This is a genomic window from Pandoraea iniqua (assembly GCF_902459685.1).
GTDB lineage: Bacteria > Pseudomonadota > Gammaproteobacteria > Burkholderiales > Burkholderiaceae > Pandoraea > Pandoraea iniqua.
The window spans coordinates 193,655-217,390 of the sequence record NZ_CABPSF010000009.1 but is presented as its reverse complement, the minus strand read 5'-3'; the positions used below and the strand labels follow the sequence as shown (position 1 = coordinate 217,390).

Annotated in this window: 26 protein-coding genes; 22 read left to right on the top strand and 4 right to left on the bottom strand. The window is 62.6% G+C overall.

The window, feature by feature from the left end; all coding sequences use genetic code 11:
• The first annotated feature begins 179 nt into the window (after positions 1-179).
• From PIN31009_RS24745 to PIN31009_RS24650, 20 genes are all read left to right on the top strand, one after another.
• A complete protein-coding gene (locus PIN31009_RS24745) occupies positions 180-1,337 on the top strand; it encodes a hypothetical protein (RefSeq protein WP_150791859.1) in 1,158 nt (385 codons plus the stop codon).
• Between the two features lie 60 nt (positions 1,338-1,397).
• Complete coding sequence (locus PIN31009_RS24740; RefSeq protein WP_150791858.1) at positions 1,398-1,754, top strand: DUF2190 family protein; 357 nt, start codon at positions 1,398-1,400, stop codon at positions 1,752-1,754.
• 59 nt (positions 1,755-1,813) lie between these two features.
• Positions 1,814-2,761 carry a phage capsid protein gene (locus tag PIN31009_RS24735; protein ID WP_150791857.1) on the top strand — a complete coding sequence of 316 codons (948 nt, stop codon included), beginning with the start codon at positions 1,814-1,816 and terminating at the stop codon, positions 2,759-2,761.
• Positions 2,762-2,832: 71 nt separating this feature from the next.
• A complete protein-coding gene (locus PIN31009_RS24730; protein WP_150791856.1) occupies positions 2,833-3,228 on the top strand; it encodes a hypothetical protein in 396 nt (131 codons plus the stop codon).
• Entirely contained in the window at positions 3,225-3,728 is a 504-nt protein-coding gene (locus PIN31009_RS24725; RefSeq protein ID WP_150791855.1) for a phage protein Gp36 family protein, read from the top strand. The genes PIN31009_RS24730 and PIN31009_RS24725 overlap by 4 nt, the downstream gene beginning before the upstream one ends.
• Positions 3,725-4,156: a phage virion morphogenesis protein gene (locus PIN31009_RS24720; protein WP_150791854.1), complete on the top strand. Its 432-nt coding sequence runs from the start codon at positions 3,725-3,727 to the stop codon at positions 4,154-4,156. Before PIN31009_RS24725 ends, PIN31009_RS24720 begins: the two co-directional genes overlap by 4 nt.
• Positions 4,156-4,755 carry a phage protein Gp37 gene (locus tag PIN31009_RS24715; RefSeq protein ID WP_150791853.1) on the top strand — a complete coding sequence of 200 codons (600 nt, stop codon included), beginning with the start codon at positions 4,156-4,158 and terminating at the stop codon, positions 4,753-4,755. The genes PIN31009_RS24720 and PIN31009_RS24715 overlap by 1 nt, the downstream gene beginning before the upstream one ends.
• Positions 4,739-5,014, top strand: coding sequence for a hypothetical protein (locus PIN31009_RS24710; protein WP_150791852.1), 276 nt, complete (start codon positions 4,739-4,741; stop codon positions 5,012-5,014). Before PIN31009_RS24715 ends, PIN31009_RS24710 begins: the two co-directional genes overlap by 17 nt.
• 53 nt (positions 5,015-5,067) lie before the next feature.
• A complete protein-coding gene (locus PIN31009_RS24705) occupies positions 5,068-6,546 on the top strand; it encodes a phage tail sheath subtilisin-like domain-containing protein (RefSeq protein ID WP_150791851.1) in 1,479 nt (492 codons plus the stop codon).
• Between the two features lie 48 nt (positions 6,547-6,594).
• The gene (locus PIN31009_RS24700) at positions 6,595-6,966 is read left to right on the top strand and encodes a hypothetical protein (RefSeq protein ID WP_150662813.1); all 372 of its coding nucleotides are present in this window, start codon (positions 6,595-6,597) and stop codon (positions 6,964-6,966) included.
• 84 nt (positions 6,967-7,050) lie between these two features.
• Positions 7,051-7,605 (top strand): phage tail assembly protein, encoded by a 555-nt coding sequence (locus PIN31009_RS24695; protein WP_150791850.1) that lies wholly within the window; start codon positions 7,051-7,053, stop codon positions 7,603-7,605.
• 48 nt (positions 7,606-7,653) lie between these two features.
• A complete protein-coding gene (locus PIN31009_RS24690) occupies positions 7,654-10,035 on the top strand; it encodes a phage tail tape measure protein (protein ID WP_150791849.1) in 2,382 nt (793 codons plus the stop codon).
• Positions 10,035-11,513: a DNA circularization protein gene (locus PIN31009_RS24685; RefSeq protein WP_150791848.1), complete on the top strand. Its 1,479-nt coding sequence runs from the start codon at positions 10,035-10,037 to the stop codon at positions 11,511-11,513. Before PIN31009_RS24690 ends, PIN31009_RS24685 begins: the two co-directional genes overlap by 1 nt.
• Positions 11,514-11,516: 3 nt before the next feature.
• Positions 11,517-12,683 (top strand): phage baseplate assembly protein, encoded by a 1,167-nt coding sequence (locus PIN31009_RS24680; protein WP_150791847.1) that lies wholly within the window; start codon positions 11,517-11,519, stop codon positions 12,681-12,683.
• Positions 12,680-13,201 (top strand): phage baseplate assembly protein domain-containing protein, encoded by a 522-nt coding sequence (locus PIN31009_RS24675; protein WP_150791846.1) that lies wholly within the window; start codon positions 12,680-12,682, stop codon positions 13,199-13,201. The genes PIN31009_RS24680 and PIN31009_RS24675 overlap by 4 nt, the downstream gene beginning before the upstream one ends.
• An 83-nt stretch (positions 13,202-13,284) precedes the next feature.
• Entirely contained in the window at positions 13,285-13,869 is a 585-nt protein-coding gene (locus PIN31009_RS24670) for a phage GP46 family protein (RefSeq protein WP_150791845.1), read from the top strand.
• Complete coding sequence (locus PIN31009_RS24665) at positions 13,866-14,987, top strand: baseplate J/gp47 family protein (RefSeq protein WP_150791901.1); 1,122 nt, start codon at positions 13,866-13,868, stop codon at positions 14,985-14,987. Before PIN31009_RS24670 ends, PIN31009_RS24665 begins: the two co-directional genes overlap by 4 nt.
• Positions 14,987-15,583 carry a putative phage tail protein gene (locus tag PIN31009_RS24660; protein ID WP_150662805.1) on the top strand — a complete coding sequence of 199 codons (597 nt, stop codon included), beginning with the start codon at positions 14,987-14,989 and terminating at the stop codon, positions 15,581-15,583. The genes PIN31009_RS24665 and PIN31009_RS24660 overlap by 1 nt, the downstream gene beginning before the upstream one ends.
• A gap of 11 nt (positions 15,584-15,594) precedes the next feature.
• A complete protein-coding gene (locus PIN31009_RS27985) occupies positions 15,595-16,422 on the top strand; it encodes a phage tail protein (protein ID WP_174997378.1) in 828 nt (275 codons plus the stop codon).
• Positions 16,423-16,476: 54 nt separating this feature from the next.
• A complete protein-coding gene (locus PIN31009_RS24650; protein WP_150791844.1) occupies positions 16,477-16,833 on the top strand; it encodes a phage tail protein in 357 nt (118 codons plus the stop codon).
• Positions 16,834-17,035: 202 nt separating this feature from the next.
• Here PIN31009_RS24650 and PIN31009_RS24645 read toward each other — a convergent pair whose 3' ends face one another.
• Complete coding sequence (locus PIN31009_RS24645) at positions 17,036-17,659, bottom strand: M24 family metallopeptidase (RefSeq protein ID WP_246185849.1); 624 nt, start codon at positions 17,657-17,659, stop codon at positions 17,036-17,038.
• Positions 17,660-18,048: 389 nt separating this feature from the next.
• Here PIN31009_RS24645 and PIN31009_RS24640 point away from each other — a divergent pair, with 389 nt between their 5' ends.
• Positions 18,049-19,017: a GlxA family transcriptional regulator gene (locus PIN31009_RS24640; protein WP_150791842.1), complete on the top strand. Its 969-nt coding sequence runs from the start codon at positions 18,049-18,051 to the stop codon at positions 19,015-19,017.
• Between the two features lie 45 nt (positions 19,018-19,062).
• Here PIN31009_RS24640 and PIN31009_RS24635 read toward each other — a convergent pair whose 3' ends face one another.
• The 3 genes from PIN31009_RS24635 to PIN31009_RS24625 form a co-directional block, all read right to left on the bottom strand.
• Positions 19,063-20,358 carry a 2-hydroxycarboxylate transporter family protein gene (locus PIN31009_RS24635; RefSeq protein ID WP_150791900.1) on the bottom strand — a complete coding sequence of 432 codons (1,296 nt, stop codon included), beginning with the start codon at positions 20,356-20,358 and terminating at the stop codon, positions 19,063-19,065.
• Between the two features lie 207 nt (positions 20,359-20,565).
• Positions 20,566-21,801, bottom strand: coding sequence for a CaiB/BaiF CoA transferase family protein (locus PIN31009_RS24630; RefSeq protein WP_246185839.1), 1,236 nt, complete (start codon positions 21,799-21,801; stop codon positions 20,566-20,568).
• Between the two features lie 32 nt (positions 21,802-21,833).
• Positions 21,834-22,718 (bottom strand): HpcH/HpaI aldolase/citrate lyase family protein, encoded by an 885-nt coding sequence (locus PIN31009_RS24625; RefSeq protein ID WP_150791840.1) that lies wholly within the window; start codon positions 22,716-22,718, stop codon positions 21,834-21,836.
• 103 nt (positions 22,719-22,821) lie between these two features.
• Between PIN31009_RS24625 and PIN31009_RS24620 the strand changes: the two genes are divergently transcribed.
• Positions 22,822-23,694: a LysR substrate-binding domain-containing protein gene (locus tag PIN31009_RS24620; protein WP_150791839.1), complete on the top strand. Its 873-nt coding sequence runs from the start codon at positions 22,822-22,824 to the stop codon at positions 23,692-23,694.
• Positions 23,695-23,736: the final 42 nt, after the last annotated feature.

Here is a 23,736-nt window from a genome sequence, read left to right as displayed (position 1 = left end):
AACCTTCAAACCGTATTTCAAAACCGCTGCTACCCTCCGGGACGACCCTTCGGTCATCTAACCCCGCCAGCGGCTTGTAGGCCCTCTCAGCACGCCTACTCCCCAACCTCCCAACGAACCGTTTGCTTGTGAAATGGTTCACCAATTTTTCCTAGTCCGAGCCACGCACACTGCGAGGCATGGACAAGACCACTCTTCCTCAAGCTAAGGGCCTCGCCAACTGGATCGAGGTGTTTCGGGCCGGCAGTCATACCGACGCCAAAGGCCAGCACATCACTTTTTCGCGTGCGGATCTGGATCAGATGGTCGCGAACCATGCGTTGGGTGCCGCCCCGGCTGTGCTCGGTCATCCGAAACATAACGATCCGGCCTACGCCTGGACCAGCAGCATCAAGCGTGACGGCGACACGCTGCTCGCCCGCTTCGCCGACATCAACCCGCAGTTTGCCGCCGGCGTCGAGTCGGGGGCGTACCGCAATCGCTCCGTATCGGTGTTCAAAGATCCGCAGCACGGCTGGCGGGTGCGTCATGTCGGCTGGCTCGGAGCGACGCCGCCCGCCATCGACGGACTGCGCCCGGTCGAATTCGCGGACGGCCATGAATGCTTCGAGTTTGCCGCTCCTGGCGTTGCGCAGCTCGGCTGGGGCCTCAATTCGGCCGCACGGCTGTTTCGCGGCATCCGTGAGTGGATCATCGGCTCCCAGGGCATGGAGGTGGCTGATTCCGTGCTTCCGAACTACCAGGTCGAATCCATCGAAGAGGCAGCGCGTGCGGCGAACGATGTTGACGCGGCGTCCGCCATTTCCGCTTTTTCCCACCCCGGAGGTAATGACGTGAACTTCACGAAGGAAGACCTGGACCGTGCGCGCCAGGAAGGCATGACCCAAGGCCGCGAGACGGCGACCGCCGAATTCAGCCAGCGCGTGAACGACGCGGATGCCCGCACGGCGCGCGTTGAGGGTGAGCGCCGCACCGAGCGTATCCAGACGCAGATTGCCGGCTGGCTCGGTGAAGGCCGCGTCCTGCCAGCCGAGCAGGCGGGCCTGGCCGAATTCATGGCACAGATCGAGACTGCTGGCCAATCGTTCGAGTTTTCGGCGAACAACGGCACGGTCTCGAAGACGCCCGCGCAATGGTTCGCAGAGTTCATGTCGGCTCGTGCCCCGGTCATCAAGCTCGGCCAGCACGCAGACGGTGGCACGCCGACCGATGTCAACGACGCGGCAGCGCTTGCGGAGAAGGCCAAGGAGTTCATGAAGAGCCAGCAAGACAAGGGCCTCACGGTGTCGTATGCCGACGCTGTTTTGAAAGTCTCCACTGGCTCGGCAGCCAGCTAAACCAGTCGCGACTCACGCGCTCACGCTCACGCATTCCCACATATCCAATAGAGGATCGAAATGCTCACCAACAAACGAATCTTGGTCGCGAACTACGTTGCGGCCACCGCGATCGTCTCGCACCAGCTTGTCGCGTATGGCGACGCCGACGACCAGATCAAAGCAGCAGCCGGCACAGTTGGCGAAAAGCTGCTGGGCGCGTCCACGGACGTGGGAGCCGGAATCGGAGAGCGCGCCGACGCCGTGCTGCTCGGTCCGACGCCGGTCGTGTACGGCGGTGCTGTCGCGCGCGGTGACCGCGTAAAGGCCGACGCCCAGGGGCGAGCAGTGACCGCTGCCGCAGGCGACGCTTCCGTCGGCGAAGCGATGATCAGCGGCGTCGCGGGGGATATCGGCTCGGTGTTCATCGGCCGCTAATCGCATCGTTTCGCCTTTAGTACACACATCACAGTTCACTCAAAGTCTAGGAGCACTCCATGGCCAGTCCGTTTCCGATCGATCCGCAGTTGACCGCCATTGCGGTGATCGTGCGCAACCAGGCGATGATCGCCGACCTGGTCCTGCCGCGCACGTCGCCGCTGGGCAAGCCGACTTTTGCGTACCAGTACTACCCGCCCGAGCAGCAGTTCACCGTGCCGGACACGAAGGTCGGTCGTCGCTCGCAAGTCAACGAAGTCGAGTTCAACGGCGAGCGCAAGACCTCGGAGACCGAGGACCACGGTCTGGATCACCCGCTGCCTCAGACCGATATCGACAACGCGCCGGATAACACCAATTTGCAGGCGCTGACGACCGAGATGCTGTCCGGCCTGATCCTCCTGGGGCGCGAGATCCGTGTCGCCCGCCAGGTGTTCAACGCTGCGACGTACAACGGCAACTCGGAGAACGTCGCCGCGACGGATCGCTTCGACAACGCGAACAGCGACCCGCTCGAATACCTGCTCGATGTGCTGGATCGCCCGATCATGCGCCCCAACGTCGCGGTGCTTGGTCAGTCCGAATGGCGTGCATTGCGCACCCATCCGGTCATCGCCAAGGCTGTGCACGGCAACGCGGGCGACAAGGGCGCAGCGACGCGTGAGCAAGTGGCCGAGCTGCTCGAAATCGACCAGATCCTGGTCGGCCGTGCTCGTGTGAACCTCTCGAAGCCTGGTCAACAGGCCAAGATTGCACCGGCCTGGAGCGGTGGCATGTCGTTGCTGTATCAGGACACCGCTGCCGCCAAGATCGCCGGCGTTGTCGACGGTGCGAACGTCACGTTCGGCTTCACCGCTGAATACGGCTCGCGCATCGCTGGTGCCGAATCGGACTCGAAGATCGGCCTGCGTGGCGGCGTTCGCGTGCGCGTCGGCGAATCGGTCAAGGAAGTCGTCTGCGCACCGCAGCTCGGCTTCTTCCTCAAGGACGTCATCACGCCGGCATAACAACCCGCGAGCGTGCCAGCGACCCCGGCCGGTGTGGAGTGCAGCGCCGGCCGGCAACGGCAGGAGAGATCATGAGCGAGAAGAAAACGTATGAGGTGGTGCAGCCGATTCGCCTGGAGCGTCGTTCGCATCCCGTTGGTGCGCGTGTTCACGCTGAGCCCGATCACGTCGCCGACCTGGTGGCCGGCGGCGTGCTGCGTGAAGTGGGCGACGCCGTCGCACAACAGCGCCCGACCGATGGTGCACAGTCGAAAGCCGGTGCAAATCCCGATGCAGCGCTGGACACTGCCCCGAAGGGTACGTCGGCTGGGGTTGAAAGCGGCTCGCAAGCCGCCAAAGCGCCCGACAGTACGGCGCAGGCAACAAACGACCAGCCGACGCGCAGCCCTGTGAAGAAGCCGGCCGCAAAAGTCGCAGCGTCGAAAAACGCCCCGAAGCGCGGCACCGCAGCGAAGGGCCGGCAATGACCGCATACGCGACGCTGGCCGAGTATGTGCAGGAGTTCGGACTTGAGGAAACCTGCCAACTGTTGCGTGATGAAGGCGATGATCTCCTGACGCCGGAGCTGTTGCGCGAAGGCATCGCCGACGAGTACACGCCGGAACGTTCGGCTGACGAGCGCGCCGCCTGCGATCGCGCGATGGCCAGGCTGAGCGCCATGCTGGATCAGACCAGCCGGTTCATGGACGGTTACTTGCGCGCGAACGTTCGTTTGCCGCTTCTTCAAGCGGATATCGATCAAACGCCGCTGAAGACATGCTGCCTGGCGCTCACTCGGTGTTCCCTGCAGGACGATCCCGACAACGCGACCGACCTGCAGGAAAAGCGTTGCAAGTCTTGGTACGACTGGCTGCGGGATGTCTCAACCGGGCGCGTGCGGCTGCTGCCGCCGCCAGTAGCAAGCGGTCGACGTGTGCTTTGGGGCAAGGTCGACAGCGGCTATGACTGGGGGAACTACGGGCGATGAATGGCGCATCGGTCCAATGGTCGTTTGACGATGGCCAGATCCGCAAGCACCTCGCAGCAATCGGGGGAGCAACGTTTGAGCGTGTGCGCCAAGACATCGGCGAATACATGCTCGGGCAGATCCAGGATCGTTTTGACCAGCAGCAGCTCTGGGATGGATCGGCGATGCCGCAGTCGCGCGCAGCCCTGGCGCGCGGTGGCCAGACGCTCATGAACACGCGCCGACTGTACAGCAGCTACGTTTATCGGCTGGTGAGTGGCGGCGTCGAGATCGGTAGCAACCTCGTCTACGCCCGGATACACCATTTCGGCGGGGAAACCGGACGCGGGCACGCCGTGCGCATCGAGGCGCGGCCGGTGTTGGGTGTGAATGATGAAAACTCGACCGTGATCGGCAACATGCTGCTCGACGCAATAAGGATGATGTGATGTCACACCCGCTCAAGTCCGTAGAAATTCTGGACAGCGTGAAAGCTGAGATCCGCGCCCGTATGGGATCGATGTTCAAGACCATCGAAGATTACGGCGGTGATTTCGGCGACGAAGAGATCGGCGCAAAGTCGTTCGTGTCTCCTGCTGCGTTCACGACCTGCCTGGGATGGCGCAAAGCAGCGAAGGGATCGTATGTCGGCGGGAAATTTGTCTGGGAAGCCCGCTTCGCTGTGTTCATCGTGACAAAGCATAGCGAGCGAGCCGAGCGCATGCGCGAGGCAATGGTGCGCGCGGAAATGGTGTCGCGCGTGCTTCAGGCATGGTCGCAGCCACCGTGCGTCGGTCGTCCTGACGGCTTGATGGCGGAGAACCTTTACAACCGCAAGCTCGACACCAAGGGTCTGGCGCTCTGGATGGTTGCCTGGTGGCAGGAGGCCGAGTTTAACGGCACGCCGTCCCCTGACGAGATCCCTGCCATGGGCGCGGTTGGTATCACGAGCGAGCCGACGGTGTCGGTACAGGATCCACCTCGCGAGATGCCTGATTTGACTGTGGAACATGAAATCAAAGGAGTGACGAATGGCAACGAAAGCTAAGACCGGCGGCAGCGTCTCCACCGCACCGACGCAAATCGCTACGGAATACGACGTGACCGAGTCTCCCGTCACGCAGGTGCGTTTGCCCGCACCGCGGATGGGGCAAATGATCCGTGTCGTGGCAGCCGCAGACCGTTTCGTCATCAATCGTGAATTCGGCGGCCGCTACAGCGAGACCGAGGCGTCCCCTGCGACCGTCAATCTCCGCATCCTTCGCTTGCTCCAGGACAGCGACCTGATCCGCCAGCCCGACGAGTGATCTTTCCCGTCGGCTGAAACGCACTTTCAACGAACTTTAATGAGGCCTTCGACATGTTGCCGAACCTGCTTTCCTTGAACTTTCTGGTGCCGTTCGTGGCACACAAATTCGATGCATCCAAGGCGATCCGTGGACTTCGCGGCATGCCGCGAAGCCTGCTGCTCATCGGTCAGGCGAGTCCGCCCGTCGGCGTCGACATCACGAAGCGCCAACGCGTAACCAGCGAGGCCGAGGCCGTGGGCCTGCTCGGCGAAGGCTCGATGCTGCTCGCGATGTGGCGCAAGGGCAAGGCGAATGCGGACCTGGGCATGCCGATCGATCTCGTGATCCTGGCGGACGACGAAACTGCGATCGCATCGACCGGGAAAGTGACCGTGCAAGTCAGTGCGCAACACGCTGCGGGCGAATTGCCGCTGTACATCGGCGGCGTGCGTGTGCGCATCGGTGTGGCGATCAACGACACGGCGATCACGGCGGCGACAAAGCTGGTCAACGCTATCAACGCCGTTCCCAGCCTGCCCGTGATCGCTGCGGCAGGTGCAACGGACGGCGAAGTGAAGCTGACCTGCCGCTGGAAAGGCGCGACCGGTAACGGCATTGATCTGCGTGGCACGTATTACGCGGACGACCGTCTTCCTCAGGGTGTGACTTTGACCGTCTCGCCGATGGCTGGCGGCGCAGTCAATCCCGACGTCACGCCGGTGGTGTCCGCAATCCAGGGCTTCTGGCCGACCGAATACGCGATGCCGTACACCGACAGCCCGAACATGGGGGTGTTGGAAACCGAGCTGGAGCGGCGCTGGAACTTCGACAACATGAAGGACGGCCAGGCCGTGACGGTGATGCGCGGCACCGAAGGTGAGGTCGTCGGCTGGCTGGGCCCCCGCAATAGTCCGCAGGTGCACACCATCTGCGTCACGCGTGATCTGACGAATACGTGGGAGACGGCGGCAGCCGCTGCGGCCGCGATCGAAAGCCAGGCGGCGATCGATCCCGCTCAGCCGTGGACGGGCGTGAAACTCAGCGGGTATGTCGCGGCACGCCTGGAGGACGACTGGGAAGTCGAGCAGCGCAACAACATGCTCGTGGCTGGCGGCTCCGTGCTCGAAACCATGGAAGACGGCACTGCCAACATCCTGCGCATGGTGACGAACTACACCACGCACCCGACTGGGGCCGCTGATGCTTCCTGGCGCAATCTGAACTGGGTGAAGACGCTGTCGTATTACCGGTGGTTCATCGTCTCGGAATTCCAGACGAAGTATCGCGGGTACAAGCTGGCCGAATACGTCACTGAGCCGATTCCGGGCCAGAAGATCATGACGGCCCAGCTCGGCAACGACATCATGCTCAACTGTTATGAACAGTTCATGGGAGCCGGCCTGTTCCAGAACATGGAGTACTACAAGAACGCGCTCCTGGTCGAGGTCGACGGGCCGAACGGGAAGCTGAAGATTGTGGATCAGCCGGTCCTCATCACGCAGCACTACCAGACCGAAATCACCAGCGAGTTCATCGCCGGGCACGTCTGATCACCCGCACATCACACTATTTTCTGACTGACTGACTGGAGGGGCTAAATGGCCTGCGATAGCGAACTTTTCCGCGTGGATAGCTTCACCGTCGATGGTGAGGAATGGGCGATTGAGGACGGCAGCGCAACGATTGAAGGCGCGGCCGGCTTTGAGCGCGAGGCTGCTCTGGCGGCAAACGGTCCGGATTTCACCACGCGTAAGCGCGTGGCCCGTGTCATCAAGGCCAAGCTGCTGTTCACCGGGTCGCGCAACCCGGACACGATCAGCCAAATCTGCGAAGCACAGATCGTGATGACCAACTTGCATACCGGTCGACGTGTGCGCGCCGGCAAATGCTCGTTCATGAGCATGGGCGAGGTCGGCACGGGGGCTGTCGACATCCAGTTCGCGGTCCTCACGGCGCTCCAGTGGCTTTAAGCGTCGCCCGCTGATGCAGCTCTCCCGAAGGCAGGATTTTTCCTGCCTTCGTTACTTTCCGCCCACACATTCGAGGTTCACACCATGAATCAGCAAGACATCCATGTCGTCGCGCTCGTTGACGGCCTGCGCTCCCAGGTTGGGGACAAGGAAGTTCGATATCGCACGGTGCGCCTGCGTGAGACGACCGTTGCAGACGAATACGCTGCGATGCAGCTTGCGGAACGCGTTGTCGACGTGAAGGGCAAGCCCACTCTGCTCGTGTCCGACGAGTTGTATCGCGTCGCGTTGACGCTGCGCCATTGCGACCGTTTCCAGTGTGCTGGTCTGGACGACATCCCGCTGAGCCTCATGACACTGGAGATGTTCGGCCGTCTGTCGCCGCTTGATCTGGCTCGCATCGAAGAGCGTTGTGTCCTGGTCGACTTGGCGGCGCAGCTTCGCCACGGCCTGATTTCCCAAGACGCGTTCGAGACGATGCTCAGCGACGTAACCAAACCGGAGGGTGTCGGCCCGCGATCCGAGGGCCAGACTGCAGAGCTGGGAGACGCTGGCGCGTCAGCTCAGTCTGGCCCTTCCATGCTCGCTGACTACGCTGCGCGAAACACCGAAGGTGCAGCTGATGGCGCAGGCCGCTGACTTGGAGCGGATGAATAAGGCACGGCAGGCAGAAGCGAGGAAGAGACGATGAGCAGCATGACGTTGCGATACATCATCAATCTGGCGGGCGACCTCAAGCGAGGCGCTGCGGAAAACGCGCGCGCGATCGAGCAAGCTGGCAAGCGGCAAACCACGGCGCTGACCAACACCGACAAAGCAGCTCAGAAGGCTGAGAAGTCTGTGGAAAAGGTAGGAGCCAAAACGGGCGCGAGCAAGCTCGAATCCGACGCACGTCGTATGCAATCGGGCTTGAACAACGTCACTTCGGCCACACAGCGTGCTGACAGTGCATTGTCCCGCCTGGGCAGTTCGACGGCGCTTGATCGCCAGTTTCGCTACCTCGGGAGCATCGCGCGCCGCATGAGCGATATTCGCCGCGACGCGGATCGTATGGCGGCTGTGCTCGGTCGTGCTGGCCAGACGGCCGGCGCTGTCACCGGAGGTGTGGTCGCAGGCGGCGCGGCTGCTGTGGCCACGCTCAAGCGGCCGGTGCAGTTCGACACGCGTCTGGCCAACATGGCAAACGTGGCCTATGGCGATCGTAATCTCGCGGGTCGCCTGCTTGGCATGAAGGAACTCGAAGGCACCATTAATGACGCGGTCCGCCAAGGCGGCGGTACTCGTGACTCTGCTGCAGAGGCATTAAACAAAGTCATTTCCTCCGGAGTTGTGAAGATTGATACGGCAAAGGCCATGCTGCTTGATCTCCAGCGAGGAGCAACCGCTGGAGATGCCGATGTCGGAGATATCGGAAACATTGCGATTGCCGGTCTGCGAAACTATGGGCTGACCGAAAAGAATATCGGCCAGGCTATTTCCAAAGCCGTCGTCGCCGGGCAGGAGGGCGGATTTGAGCTTAAAGACATGGCTCGTTGGTTGCCGGAGCTCATGGCTGCATCGAGTGACAAGCTGGGCATGCGCGGGATGGCCGACTTCGAGCGTCTGGTGTCGTACGCACAGGCCTCCATCATGACTGCAGGGAGTGCCGATGCTGCAGGCAATAACCTCAAGAATTTGTTGTTGAAGATCAACTCAGCCGACACGGAGAAGGACTTCGCTCGTTTGGGCGTTGATCTTCCGAAGTCACTTGCGCGCGCGCGCGAGCGAGGCGTTGACGGTATCGCGGCGTTTGTAGATTTTGCGGAGCAGATTGCGGGCAAAAACAAGAGCTTCGTGTCTCTTCGCGATCGCGCCGCTACAGAACAAGGCGACGAAAAAAAAGCGACGCTTCAAGCAATGGCTTCGATTCTTCAGGGATCGGCCATCGGGCAGGTTATTCAAGACCGGGAAGCTCTGATGGCGCTCGTCGGAATCATGCAAAACAAGGGCTACGTGAAAGATGTACTGGCGAAAGTGCATGAAGACACAGGGCAAGCCGTCGCGTCGAACTTTGATGTCGTCTCTGGACGCGCAGGATATAAGGCGCAACAGGTCGCAAACGAAACGGACATGGCGCGTAGCCGTGTGTTCGATCAGATCGACGGTCCGCTCAAAGCCGTGCTCAAGAGCGCGACCGATCTCGCCCAGGCATTTCCTGCCGTGACGACAGCGCTGACCGGATTCGGTCAGGCGGTTGGTATCGCTACCGCAGCGGGTGCCGGCGGCGCATTCACCGCCTTTTTGTTATCGCGCGGCCGCTCGGGTGCTCCTGGTGGTGCGGGCCCCGGCGGACTCGGAGGGTTCGGAGCCGGCCCCATTCCTGTTTGGGTTGTGAACAAGATGCCGGGCTGGGACGCCCCTATGCCTGGCGGTCCGGGTGGTGCTGGCGGGGCCGGTGGCCCTGGCGGTGCTGGCGGCAAGCGTGGCGCGGCATTCCTTGGCGGCGCGCGTGGCGCTGGCATGGCTGCTGCCGCATATGCGGCCTACGAGGCCATCCCTACGCTGCTTGATGGCTCCAAATCGGCTACAGAGAAGGTCAATGACTTGGGCCGGATTGCGGCTGGAGCGACTGGAGCGTGGGCCGGCATGCAAGCCGGTGCAGCAGTCGGGGCATTTGGCGGCCCGCTCGCACCTATTACGGTTCCGATCGGCGGCGCAATTGGCGGGGCACTCGGCTACTTCGGCGCAACGCGCGCGGGCGACGCCCTGACGCGCATGACGGCCACGCCATCCCAGCGCGCAGGACTCCTGGCCGATGCGGCCGGATTGCCCACAGATACGCAGGACCGTATGAGCGTCCTGCGTACTGCACCGGCGTACATGACAAACCCGCTCATGCAACCGTCCGTCGGGCTCGACATGATCAAGCGCATCCAGGCAGAACCGCAGCGGGTCGAGATCGGCAACGGCCAGCTCGGCATTAACGTCACCGTGCGCGACGATCGCGTGATGATTGGAACGCAAGTGTTCCGGCAGCCGAATGCGTTGCGCATTGATCCAGGTGCGACGAACCCAGGGGGAGCGAATTAATGTCACTGATCGACAATCTGCCGAGCGTCCCGAGTCTTCCGAGCGTGCCCAGCCTGGGGAACCTGACCAACTTGGCCGGCTTAGGCGGTCTTTCGAGCCTCGCTGGTGCTGGCAAAAACACCTGGTTGAACCAGCTTCGCACGGCATCGTGGCGCGACGTACCGTTTCAGGTCGATTCGACCGAAATGACCGATGGCGATAACACCGTCCTGCGCGAATACCCGTTTCAGGATCTGCCGACGGTGTTTCGCATGGGCTCTGGTGCGAACGAGATTAAGTTCTCCGCGTACCTTATCGGCGATGATTACCTCGACCAGCTCAGCAAGTTGCGCAACGCGCTGACGGGTGACGGAGTGCTTGTCCATCCGACGCAGGGCAGCATTCGCTGCTGGTGTAATGGCAAGTACACGATCAAGGAAGCGCCGACGACCGAGGGCGGGTGCGCTCGTCTGGAGCTGTCATTTGTCAGGGCCGAGCCGCGTCGGTATCCGGCCGGCGTAACCAACACCACAGACCAAGTTTCCGCTGCGGCCGACAACGCAGAAAAGTCGCTCATTGACTCGCTGGCGGCCAATTTCAATGTCGCAGACCTGACGGGCTGGGCCAAGGACAATGTGCTGTCGCGCATGCGCTCGGCGCTTGATACTGTCTGGGATGGCATCTCTGCGGTCAATGGCGCTTTCGATACGTACAACAGCCTTGTGCGCCAGTACATCACGTTCCCGTTGAACGAGTTGTCGGCGATCTCGTCGGTGCTCGGCAGTCGATTTTCGGACCTCACGAAGATCCCGGATACGCTGACGTCGAACGATGCCTGGTCGGTCTTCGGAGCGGCACGCAATCTGTGGAAAGCGCCGACGGCGACGCAGAGCCTCCTGTCGCAGTCGACGCCGGCGTCACCGTCTGGATTGCCGCAAGCGATCAGCCCTGACGTCGCGGCTGCGTACGCCTCCACGGGCTTCACTCCCTCGTCCGCACAGGCCAAGCTGGCCGAGGCCTTCACGCCGCCCGTGAGTCCTTACCAAACGGCGTCGCGCCAGGCAGAAGCGCAAGCACTCAAGACGCTTGAAGGCTTCGTCAACGGAGTCATGACGATCATGGCCGTTCGTGCGGTGACGCAGATCGACCTGGACAACTATGACCAGGCGCTGGCGCTTCGCTCCGACTTCGGCCAGCAAATCACCGAGCTGATTCTGGCCAGCGCGGCTGAGCCGATCGGTGGCGTTGGCACGACGACGACTCACGATTCCCTTGTGCGCCTGAAAACCGCCGTGCTCACGGACCTGCAGGCGCGATCGCGTGATCTGGCGCGTCTCACGACTTACACGCCCGAGTCGTGGCAGCCGGCGCTGTACGTTTCGTATCGGATGTTCGGCACGACTCGCTGGGCCGACGAGATCATGGCCATGAACCCGCATATCCGTCATCCGCTGCTTGTGCCGCCTGGCGCTCCTTTGCGCATCACGAAGCACGACTGACCTATGGCAAAACCAACTCAGTTCACGCGCGACGACGCGAAGATTTATGTGACGGTCAATGGCCGCGACTACCAGGGGTGGCTGTCGTCCAGCGTCGAACGGTCACTTGAGACGCTGTCGAGCCGATTCAGCATCCCGGTTTCCCTTATTCCCGGCAATCCTCCGGACATCAATCGCCAGGACAGCATCAAGATTCGGATCAACGAAACGCTGGTCGTAACAGGGACGGTGCTCGCCGCCGAGCCGTTCTACCGGCGTGACGACTGCGGATTCAAGATCGAGGGCCGCAGCCGTAGCGGCGACCTAGTGGCCTGCTCTGCGATCTATCAGGGCGGCCAGTGGCGAAACGCGAAGCTCGACAGGATCGCGCGGGATCTGTGCTCGCCTTTTGGTATCGACGTGCGGATCGATACCGACATCGGTGAGCCGATCCGCGATCTGAAGATCGAGCACGGCGAGAAGGTCGTCCAGGTACTTGCACGCGCCGCTCGACTGCGCGGTGTTCTGGTGACAACCGATGCGGAGGGACGTGTGCTCATCACCCGCGCGGGCCAAACGAAGAGCCATGGGGCCATCGTGCGGGGCGTCAACGTGATCAGTATGGAGAGTGCCGGCACCGACGCCGATCGTCACTCCGACTACTTCTGTTACGGCCAGGGCAACGTCACGCACCACAAGAGCCTTCAGACGCTCGATGTCGGCGGAACAATGAGCGATGTTACGAAGGCATTCGGTCAAGCCGCTCAACAGAAGGCCCACTCTAAAGATCCAGGCATGAAGCGCTATCTACCGTTGGTGATCCATGCGGATGGCAACAACGAAGCGCCGGACATGCAGCGTCTCGTTGACCACACGATGCGCGTTCGCCGGGGCCACGCGTTCGGCTTTAAGTACACAGTGGAAGGCTGGACGTGGCAAGGCAAGCCGTGGGAAATCAATACGCTTGTGCCGATCTATGACGACATCGCGGGTCTGGACGGTGAAGAATGGCTCATCTGTGAGGTGAAACAGACTGTGGACCTCAAGGAAGGAGACGTAACCGAACTACTGGTGCGCCCGAAGGAGGCATACGACACCGTGCCGCTCAAAACGAAGGTGCGACGTGGTCGCGGCAAGGGAAAGCGCGGCAAGGACGGTTCCGTGCTCGAATTCAAGGGAGACCCGTCATGAACCTGATGAACATGCTACGCCGCGCGCTGCTGCGCGGCCTCAAAGAAGGCCCCGTCCAGGAAGTCTCAGTGCAGGTTTTTGACAGCAGCGGGCGTGAAAGCGTTGAGCGCTGGCAAGACTACGGCTTTGCGGGCAATCCCGTTGACGGGCAGGGGCTGGTCATCGAGGCCGGCGGGCATACGATCGTGTTGCGCATGGATCGTATCGACGGCCGGCCCCACCTGGCACCTTACGACGTGGCCGTATGGCACAAGGAGGGACATAGCATCCTGCTCAGTCAGGGCGGGAAGATCGCGGTGAAGTGCACGGATTTCGAGGTGGAGGCCGACACTATCGCTCTCAAAGGCAAGACCGGCGTGGCAGTCACGACGCCAACGCTGTCGACCAGCGAAGCACTCACCGTCGGCACGCGCGCGGAAGTCGGCGAGTCACTGCAGGTCTCGGAAAGCGAGTATTTCGGCCACAAGCACGACAATGTTCAACACGGTAGCGACCAGTCAGGCGGTGTCTCTCGCTAACCCGCTCCTGTCGTGTGTGAAATGTTTCACAGCGACTTAAACCCCTTCTGAACCGATCATGAAGGCCTAATCAATAGGCCATCATGATCGATATCCTCACCACCTCCCGAGCATCCGTTGATACCGGTATCCCGTTCGACTGGAGCATCGTTCGGAGCGGTCGCAGGACCACGGGTGCCTGGCACGATTTCTCCAATCCTTGTATTGCCGTAGGTCACTATGCCGACCTCCTGGAGGTTCGCGCCCTGGAGCTCGATGACAGCCTTTGCACGGCAGTCATTCTGTCGCTGTTTTGCGATCGCCGAGCTGACGACGACACGGTGTTGCCGCAGAACCAGACGGACCGTCGAGGCTGGTGTGGCGACGAGTTCGTCATGCCTGCTACTGATGCGCCGCGCGATGAAACCGACGCGTGGGGATCGCATCTGTGGCTCTGCTACGTCACCAAATCGACGGTCGACATGCTGGAGCGGGCTCGCTTCGCGGCGTGGGAGTCCCTGCAGTGGATGGTCCGTTCTGAAGTGGCCAGCCAGGTCGACGTGGTAGCGCAGTGGGCGGGGGCAACCAATGAACGCCTCGCGCTGCGGCCGTGCATTTTTCAAGGGAACATCGAACGCCCGGTCTACGACGTGCTTTGGGGCACGAGCCTTCGGAGGGCTGCAGCATGAGCACATTCGTCCAGGTTGCAATCCCTTCGATTGCCGAGCTCAAGGACAATGCCGCTCGCCAGCTTCAGCAAGGGCTTGTCGACGCCGCGACCGCGCAAGGGGCAGATCTATCGGCCACGGACGTGGCGCTCGCACGCTCGAACATCGATGTGCAGGCGTTCGTCCAAGGTGTCGGAATTCACGGCGCATACCGTTACCTGCGCGACTACATCGCCAAGCAAGCCATTCCGACCAAGTCGAGCGACGAATTTCTGGACGATTGGCTGGTCGCCTACGGCTTGCCGCGTAAAGAAGCGAACGTCTCACGCGGCATGGTGATCGGCACCGGCACCGCGAATTCATTGCTGGAAGCTGGCAACGTCATTCGGGCCGACGGCGACCAAACGTTCACGGTACTGGAAGACGCTCGCGTCGCGGCCGATCTGAGTATCACGGCCAAAGTGGCTTGCGACGTCGCAGGCAGCGCCGGCAACCTCGCGGCCGACACGCCGCTGGAGCTGATCGCGACCGTCCCTGGTATTGATGTCAGCTTCAAGGCTGGCCCGGATGGCATTGCCGCCGGCACGGACCGGGAGACAGACGCCGAAGGCATCTATCGGTTGGGGCAGCGATTGGCTAACCCGCCCCGAGGTAGTGCGCCTGGCGACTACGAACGCTGGGCACTCTCTGTGCCGGGTATCACGCGCGCATGGGGTGTTCGCAACCCGAGCGGCCCCACGTCGGCGGGTGTGGTCATCATGGCCGACAACAACACGCCATACGGTCTGCCGACGGCCGCGCAAAAGCAACTGGTTTACGACTACATCCGTGATCCGATGCGCGGGCCGCCCGACGAGCTGTTTGTGATTGTTCCTGAGCCGGTCTTCGTCGACATCGAGCTGGAGATTACGCCGGATACGGCAGCGACACGCGATGCGATCGAGCTGGAGCTGAAAGACCTGTTCTTTCGCGAGGCAGCACCGCACGGCCGCATCCCTCATTCGCACCTGCGTGAAGCCGTTTCGACAGCGCCAGGTGAATTCGATCATCGGTTTATCGCGCCTGTGCTCACGGAGGGCGGCTTTTTAGTCGCCGGCGCGTACGAGATTCTGATCCTTCGATCGGTGACGTTCCGCTGATGGACAAGTTCTGGCAAGCCCTGACGCACTTGCTGCCGCCTGGCTTCGCGTTCCCCCGCGCGCCGGGATCCGTAGTCATGCGTTGGCTCAAGGCATGGGCGGGCGTCCTACGCGAGCACCACGAGTGGGTGGAAAGTGCCGTTCGACAGTGGATTCCCCATCGGACGTGCTCACGTCTAGAGGAATGGGAGGAAGCGCTGGGCTTACCTGATCCCTGCTTCGAGGGCGAACAGGATGGCGAGCAACGGCGCACGAACATGCTCGCGCGGCTGCGTGGTGACGTTGATCTGGCATACGACGACAGCTCGGCGGAAAGCCCGGAGGCGATCAAAGCCTATCTGGCCAGATACGGCTATCAAGTCGAAATCTGGTATTCGACGCCGTTTCGCGTTGGGAGAAACCGGGTCGGCGATCGGCTCGGCAGCCTATCAGGCGTGCTCAACGTGAAGGTGCTGTATCTGTGCGTCCCGTTTCGGGTTGGCGCGAACCGTGTTGGCCAACGTCTGCGCATCTGCAGCCAGGACGGCATTGAAATCCAATGCCTGCTTGGCCGAATCGCGCCAGCGCGCTTTGAAATCAACGTAATCTACCTTTAAAGAGGCTTTGAATGGACTACACAACCAGTGCCGACAATGTGGTGCACGGCCCGACTGGCCACCGCATGCATAGCGACAGCGTCGCAGTGCCGACGGTCTGGTCTGGAAACGACAGCAATATGATCATCTGGAGCCTGATGGAGCTGCTGAAGCTGGCCAACATGGACGGCCAGCCGTTCAATCCTGATGACCCTGACAGTTATTCGCTTCTGCGTGACGCACTCCTGGCCGTCTTCGCGAAGCGCTCCGACTATCCCCGGCTCTACTCGATCACGGCGCTGCCCACCCAGAATATCGGTCCGATTTCCGTGGCCGAGGCCGGGGAGATCTGGATCTGGAGCGCCAGCGCGTATTTCACCGGCTACCGTTCGCCGCTTTGCGGCCGCCCTATCGACGGACATACGTTGACTCCGCTGGCCAGCGAAATTGACGCTGTCGGTGGCACGTTGAGCAAGACCGCATACGCTGGACTGTGGGGCTACGCGCAGGAAAACGGCTTAGTTGTCGCCGCTGGCGCTTGGACGGCCGCCATGCATAAGTTTGTCGACCTCGGCGGAGACAACTTCCGGTGTCCGGACCTGCGCAACCAGATCCGCCGATATACCGGCACCGACGCTGACACTGGAAATGCCCGGACGCTGGGAACGAAGCAGGTCGGATCGATTCAACGCCACTCTCACACGCTGACCATGTTCGCATCGAGCACGGTATTCCCCGCTGGGAGCTACTCAGCCGTCATGCAGACCCCCGGTGACTCTCCGAGCAGCGCGACCAATGAAACGGGAGGGGCGGAAACCCGCCCGACTAACACCGCCTATGCCCCGCGCGTGCACATCTAGATGTGAATTCTCGGACCATAAGCGTTATGTGGAACTACCTTTGAAGGATTGATGATGGAAGAGAAGATCGTGTACCAAACCGACGAGTCCGGTTTTTTTCTATACCAGACAACAGCGCACGAGCTGTTCTTGTCGCCCGGCGAGTTCAATGTCCCCTATGGCGCTGTGGAAGCGGAGCCGCCGGCGGTGAACGAAGGCTCCGTTTCGAGGTGGGACGGCGAGAAGTGGACGATCGTTGAAGACAACCGTCGAAAGCTGCTCTATGTCGTAACGACCAGCGCCCCCTACACGATAGGTGAGCCCGTTGATCTGGTGAACGAGACCGTCAGATACGACGGGGGCGGACCTATCCCGGCGTGGCTGACGCTCGGCCCTCTATCTCCGAAGGATCCGCTGCGTCAGGCGGACTGAAAGTCTGTCGGCGCGCAAGGTCAGCACTTCCATCGGAGGGCTTGCTAGCGCGCTTTCCCGGTGTCGTAAAATTTGCAGCCGAAATTACTGGGTCAAATTAAACGTCAGCGCGGGTCAAAATAAACGGCGCGCTACTGGGCGTCGCGCGGGCGCGACGATTGCCCATCGTTCAGGAACCGATCAAGCACAGATCGGGAATCGATCAATAGTAGGTATCGTCGAGCAACATGTCCTCGAAGAACGCGCCGAAGCGTTGCTGCGGGTCGCGCAAATGGATTTCCAGAATCCAGCGCATCGCCGATGGGGTGGTCTCGAAGTCGGCGAGCGAGCCCGTATGAATGGCGGCATGCGGGAAGTCCGACACGCGATGCCCCGGCAGGTCGAAGTTCAGTTCCCAGCCCATCCGTTTCGCCACATCGTCGGCATAGGCGTACAACGCTTGTCCCGATACGCCGTCGCGCAGCCACTTGCCGCGCACGTCATGAAACAGCGCTTGCGCGTCGTGCGCGCAACGCGCTTGCTCCGCGTGCTCGCCCACGACGAAGCTCGCGCCGCCATCGCCTTCCCACGCGTCGAAGCGCGGCGCGATGTCAATGAAGAAGATGTCGTTCTCACCCAGCACCACACCGGGTGCGGACGGCTGGCGCATGGGTTTGAGCGTGTTCACGCCGAAACGCACCCGCGTCGGATGCCAGCTCAGTTCGAGCCCGGCGGCCACGAGCACGCCTTTGGCCATCTCGACGGCATCCTCTTCCACCATGCCCGGCTTCACCTGCTGCGCGATGTCGGCAATAGCGGCACGCGTCTTGTGACGCGCCATCAACATGCCGTCGACCGAGAACGCCGGGCCGACGCGCTCGGCGAGCGATGCATCGTCCGGATAGCGCACGCGAGGTGCATCGTTGGCCGCCGCCCCGCCCGTTGCGGTGGACGGTGCGGAGGGCGTTGGAGAAATCGGCGGAGTCGGGGAATTCGGGGAAGTCGGGGAAGTCGCAGTTTTGGCGTTGTGCATCGATGCCTCTCGGGGGAAACGCAGCGGCCCATGCCGCCGTCGATGTCACCGATTGTGCGAACGCTGCCTTTGGATGCCACGCGCCCCGAGCGGCCCGATTCTGCCAAACCGAGGCACCTTCGCGCCAATGGCGGGGCGTGATCGGCTCACCTGACCGCTTTCTGCCAAAATGCAGCGCATTACTGCCAGAGCGCCCCTTTGCCATGATCCGGAATGTCGCCTTGCTGGTTTTTCCCGGCGTGCAATCGCTCGATGTGAGCGGCCCGCTCGACGTCTTCGCGGAAGCGAACCGCTTTCTGCTGCCCGGCGATCACTATCAGACGGAAGTCATCGGCACCCAGCACGGGCCGATTGCCTGTTCGAACGGCATGACGATCCTGCCGCGCCGTCACTATCAGGAAGCCGGCGGACATGTCGATCTACTGCTGGTAGCGGGCGGCCCGTCGCTGCTGACCGATGACCTCGGCCCGAACGTGTCGCGCTGGCTGCACGACGCCACGGCACGAGCGCGCCGCTTCGGTTCGATTTGCAACGGCGCGCTGGTGCTCGCCGCCGCTGGCCTGCTCGACGGCAAACGCGTGACCACGCACTGGAACGATGTCGACGTGCTTGCCGAGCGCGCCCCCGGCGCCCGCATCGAGGCCGACCGGCTCTTCGTTCAGGACGGGAATCTGTACACGTCTGCGGGTGTGACGGCGGGCATCGACTTGTCGCTACACCTGCTCGCGCAGGATCACGGGCAAGAGGTGGCACTCAACGTGGCGAAGCGGCTGGTGGTGTTCACACAGCGCGCCGGCGGTCAGTCGCAGTTCAGCCCGTACCTCACGCCCTACGCGGGACCGAACTCCCCGGTCGCTCAGGTGCAGCAATTCGTGCTGGAACATCTGGCCGAGCCGCTGTCGGTGGGTGATTTGGCCGCGGTGGCCAAGATGAGTGTGCGCAATTTCTCGCGCGTGTTTGCTCGCGACGCGGGCGTGACGCCCGCCGACTTCGTGAGCGCCGCCCGCATCGATGCGGCGCGCGTGATGCTGGAGAACGGCAACGCACCGCTCAAAACTGTCGCATGGCAATGCGGCTTCGGCGATCCGCACAACATGCGCAAGGTATTTCAGCGCCGCTTCGGCGTGTCGCCCCAGCAGTATCGCGAACACTTCGGGCAGCCGCAGGACTGAACAACCGACGGCCGCGTGCTGCCCGTTACCGGCGACGCTCCAGCTTCAATGCCAGTAAGAAAACGCCGCCAGCGACGTCATCACGACAATCGCGCCGCCGATACGGGTGGCGATCTGTGCGAAGGGCATCAACGCCATGCGGTTCGCTGCCGTCAGAATCGCCACATCGCCAGTGCCGCCCAAGCCGCTGTGTGTCACGTTGACGATGGCTGCTTCCACCCGATACATCCCTACCCACTTCGCCACCACGAACCCGGTGACCGCCAGTGACAGCACCGTCGAGACGGCCGTCACGATATTGATCCAGTGAAATGCGGTGACGATCTCGCCCCACGGTGTCATCGCGACGCTGATAGCGAACATCAGTGGATACGTGACCGCCGTCGAGAAGAAGCTGTACATGAAGCGTGCCCCGCCCCGCACGCGCGGCGACACGATCTGGAACAACTGCGCGATCACCACGAAGACCAGCATCACCACGGGCGCCGGCCAGTTGAACCACTGATGGCTCAGCACCCCCAGCAGATACAGGGCAATCGCCGTGCCGCCCGCCGCCGCCAGACTCGAGGCGTCGAAACTCTGTGACGACTCATCTTGCGCCGCGAGCGCCTCACCCGCCGGCGTGACCGTCAGTTGGCCATTGCCGGTGAGCTTCGGCTTGCGCGTGCCCAGATAGCTCAACAACCCCGCCAGACAGATCGCCGAGATGTTGCCGAGCATCGCGGCCGAGAGTGCCTGCGCGAAGAGCGGCCCCTGTTCCACGCCGAGAATCTGCGCGTAGCCCGCCGAGAGCGGCAACGCGCCTTCGCCGACCCCGCCCGCCATGATCGGCACGACGATGTAGAAGAACGCCTGCTTCGCCTCGAGACCCAGTGCTGTGCCGACCGACGTGCCGACAATGGCCGCGACGAACGATCCACTTGCCAGCGGGATGAAGATACGCACGAAGCCTTTCACCAGCGTGCGCCGGTCCATGCTCAACACGCTGCCGACGATGATCGCGGCGATAAACAGGTAGAGGAAATTGGAGCTCTTGGTGAACGTGGTGACAGCCTTCGTCACCGGCGCGGGCATGAGGCCGTAATAGACCATTGCCGACGGGATGAACGCCGCAAAGATCGACGTCGCGCCGATATGACGCACCCACGGAATGCGCTTGGCCAACTCGGCACACGTGAAGCCGCCGACGGCGACGAGCGCGATGCCGGTAGGCAGATCGGCGGCGAGCTTGCCGTTGTGCGTCATCGCCGCGAGGATCGCCACGAGCGCGAGATACACCGGCAACGGCAGCGCACCGATGCGCAGGTCGAACACCGCCCACCAACGTTCGCGCAGCGACATCACGCTGCCGCTTGCAGCACCGGCGCCGTCCGTCGTGCCCGAGGGCTTGGGCGGTGTCGCCCCGGCCCTCGGCTGGGTCTGCACGGATGCCCTTGCCGCCTCAGCGCGCGTGGTTACCGTTTCCATGGATTTGTCTCCGTTCATCTTTCTTATATAAGGCGCGCAGCCTTGCGAATCCGTTCGCCTGTCGCGCGCGGGGGGATTCGCTTACTGCACCGCCTCTGTCTTACGCAGCGCGGCGATGTCGGTGTCCGTCAGGCCGAGATCGCGCAGCACTTCATCGGAATGCTGGCCGAAGGCGGGCGCGGCGCGCGATACCGGCGCGTTGCCGTTATCGCTGGCGCCTGCGCCGAACCGGATCGGCTGCCGGAAACCGCGATAGCCCAGATCACCGTTCGTCCCGGCGTAGGTGTAGTGCTGCACCATCGCTTCGGCATCGACCTGCGGGTCGTCGAACATGTCTTCGATGCGACGCGCGGCGGCGCACGGCACGGCGTCGCCAAAGATCACCTCCCACTCGCGCGCGCCATGCGCCTGCAACGCGGCGTGCAACTGCGGCACGATCTCGTCGCGATGCTGCGCGCGCTTGCGCACGGAATCGTAGCGCTCGTCGGCGGCCAGTGCAGCCATGCCCGTCTTTTCGCACAGCGCCTGCCAGAAGTGCGGCGTGTTGGCGGAGATATACAGATAGCCGTCGCGCGTCGGATGGATACCGGTAATACCGCCAGAGCGCATATCGCGACCGACGTCACGCGGTTCGTCATCGGCCCAGATCATGCGGGCGGACTGCATCGCCAGCGCGCTGCGCAGCAACGACACGCCCACGTATTGCCCCTGCCCGGTGCGCTCACGCGCGAACAGCGCCGAGCACACGCCCGCCGCCACCATCGACGCCGCATAGTAGTCGACCACCGAGCCGTAGAGTATTTCGGGCGGCCCGTCGGCCTTACCCTGCATGGCGCACATGCCCGTCATGGTTTGCAGCACTTGGTCGTAACCGGCCTTGTCCTTGTTCGGGCCGGTCTCGCCGTAGCCCGTCACCGCGCAATAAATCAGGCGCGGATTCACTTCGCAAAGTTGTTCGTACGCGATGCCCAACCGGGCGGGCACGCTCGGACGGAAGTTGTGGACGAGCACGTCGGCCGATTCGACCAAACGGCGCAGCACGGCAAGCGCTTCCGGCTGCTTGAGATCGAGCACGAGCCCGCGCTTGCCGCGATTGACGCCGAGAAACGCGCGGCTCTCGCTGGCAAGCGTCGACGGGTATTTGCGCAGGTTGTCGCCCGTGGGCGGTTCGATCTTGATGACTTCCGCCCCCTGATCGGCGAGCAACGTGCAGCCGTAGGGGCCCGCGATGTAGGCACTCAGATCGAGCACGCGGACGCCATCGAGCGGACCGGCAGCGGTGGCAGCCGTCGCGTCTTGGGTGACGGCGGAAGACAAAAGGGAATCTCGGGAATCTCGTTTCATAACCGTCAGTTCACCGGTTGCTCGTCGCGCAGCAGGCCCATGCGGCGGGCGTTGCTCACCAGCGCGCGGGCGCGTTCGACAAACGGCACATCGATCATTTTTCCGTCGACGACATAGGCACCGACGCCATCACGCGCCGCAGTGCGTGCGGCATCGACCACGCGCAACGCATGAGCGATCTCTTCATCGGACGGTCGGAATACATCGTTGGCGAGCGCAATCTGGCTCGGATGAATGCAGCTCTTGCCGAGGAAACCCATCGCTTTGGCGAGCTGCGCTTCGGCGCGAAAGCCCGCCTCGTCTTTGATATTGGCGAAGGCGGCGTCGTAGGCAAAAACGCCCGCCTCCCCGGCGGCCATGCGCAACGCGAACATCGCTTGCGAGATCGCGGCGGTTTCGCGACGTGCCATGCCCAGCGGTTCGAACAAATCACCAAGACCCAGCTGCAATCCGGCCACGCGCGGATGCGCCGCCGCAAGTTCGGCGGCACGGCGCAGCGCTTGCGGCGATTCGATATTCAGCAGCAGACGTACGGGCGTCGTGACGCCGTTGGCGCGTTCGGCCTGCTCGATTCGTTCGGCGGCGGCGAGCACGTCGTCGGCGCTTTCAGGCTTGGGCAGATTGATCAGGGCAACGCCGTTCTGCACGACGGCATCGATGTCGTCGCCGAAGTACGCGGTATCGCGCGGGTTCACGCGCACGATCAGCTGCTTGTCGGCGTGGGCGGAACCCGGCGTACGCAGCCAGTCACGCAGGGTGTTGCGCGCGTCGTGCTTACGCTCGGGGGCGACGGAATCTTCCAGATCGAACGACAGCGCGTCCGCCGCGCTGGCGAGCGCCTTGGCGAAGAGCTCCGGCCGCGATGCGGGCACGAAGAGTTTGCTTCTCATGTCTCCAGTCCTTGCTTTCTTCTGACTGGAAATGAGTCTAAGTGCCGCCTTGCTTTAGATAAACTATCTGCACCTATCTTAAAAGCATAGAAAATCTATCGTTATGGACACGACCTTTCTTGCCAATCTTCTGCTCGTGGTCGATAGCGGCTCGATGGCCGAGGCCGCGCGCCGTATCGGGGTGACGCCTGCTGCTATCGCCCAACAGGTGCAGGCGCTCGAACGCGAACTCGGCGTGCCGCTGCTGGTGCGCGCGGGGCGGACCGTCATTCCGACGGAAGCGGGACATCGGGTGATTGAAAAAGCACGCGCGCTGGTTCGCGAGGCAGCCGAGCTCAAAGCCGTGGCGCTGACCGACGAACCCTCGGGCGAACTGCGGATCGGCACCATTACGACGGCGTTGCTCAGTTTGCTGCCCGACGTGCTGGCGAACTTCTCGACGGCGTTTCCGCAAGCCAAGGTACTGATTCGTGCGGGCACGTCCATGGAGTTGTACGAAACCTTGCAGCGCGGCGATCTGGACGTGGCCATCTGCCTGCATCCGCCGTTTGCGCTGCCTAAGGCCTACGACTGGCACTTGCTGCGCGAGGAGCCGATCGTGGTGTTGGCGCCGTCGCATCTGGCGAATGAAGATCCACACTCGTTGCTGCGGCGCGAGCCGTTCATCCGCTATGACCGGTCGCTGGGCGGCGGCAAGCAGGCCGACCATTACCTGCGCGCGGCCAAGATCGTGCCGAACGAGTTGTTCGAACTGAATTCGCTGATGGCCATCGCCATGATGGTGGACCGCCGGCTGGGCGTGTCGCTGGTGCCCGATATCGTCTCACCGCTCACGAGTGGCCTGAACATCGTGCGTCTGCCGCTGCCAGCCCCCGTCGAGCGCCGTCGTTTCGGCTTGCTGTGGCACCGGGCGTCGCCCCGGGCACGGCTGATCAAGGGGTTGATGGCCTGTGCGGCCGAGGTGATCGGGACGTAATCAGGGCGCAAACACCCCTCCTCAATCGCCCCCGCCATCTCA